General features: G+C 52.9%; 2 protein-coding genes and 1 pseudogene. All 3 read left to right on the forward strand.

Features of this window, described 5'->3' with window-relative positions:
• Window positions 1-162 (forward strand): annotated as a pseudogene (locus AKL27_RS27435) (NAD(P)(+) transhydrogenase (Re/Si-specific) subunit alpha); the annotation flags it as partial.
• A gap of 22 nt (window positions 163-184) precedes the next feature.
• Complete coding sequence (gene panD, locus AKL27_RS26915; protein WP_050465967.1) at window positions 185-547, forward strand: aspartate 1-decarboxylase; 363 nt, start codon at window positions 185-187, stop codon at window positions 545-547.
• A 50-nt stretch (window positions 548-597) separates the two neighbouring features.
• Window positions 598-700, forward strand: a 103-nt coding sequence (locus AKL27_RS26920) for a proton-translocating transhydrogenase family protein (protein ID WP_198156116.1), incomplete at its 3' end; no start/stop codon positions are given.

Consider the following 700-nt stretch of genomic DNA (forward strand, 5'->3'; position numbering starts at 1 on the left):
GCGGCACTGGTGGCAGCCGATGCATCTGCGCTGTATTCGCGCAATGTGCTGGATTTCCTGAAACTGATCGTGGATGCCGAGGGCAAGCTGGTGGTCAACCGTGAAGACGACATTGTGGCTGCGACGTTGTTGTGCAGCGGCGGCGAAGTGTTGCGCAAGTAATTCAGACAAGGAACAGAGATTCATGCAACGCATCATGCTGCGCGCAAAAATTCATCGCGCTACCGTCACGCAATGTGATTTGAATTATGAAGGTTCTTGCGGTATCGACGAAGACTTGCTGGAAGCCGCCGATATCCGGGAATTTGAAAAAATCGAGCTGTACAACATCAACAATGGCGAACGCTTCTCCACCTACGCTATCCGCGGCAAGCGTGGCAGTGGCGAGATTTCCCTCAATGGCGCGGCGGCACGTCGCGCGCATCTGGGAGATCTGCTCATTATCTGTACCTATGCACCCATGACAGAAAATGAAATCGCCAGTTATGTACCCAAGATCGTCTTTGTCGATGACAGTAATCACATCACCAGTCTGAAAACCATATAAGACCAGTGAAAGGGCGCCGTGCGGCCCTTTCCAACGAGAGGAGAAATACCATGGAAGTCAGTCATACCATCATCAACCTGATCATCTTCGTGCTGGCGATCTACGTCGGTTACCACGTGGTCTGGACCGTCACGCCTGCGCTGCATACGCCGC

Source organism: Herbaspirillum autotrophicum (assembly GCF_001189915.1).
GTDB lineage: Bacteria > Pseudomonadota > Gammaproteobacteria > Burkholderiales > Burkholderiaceae_D > Herbaspirillum > Herbaspirillum autotrophicum.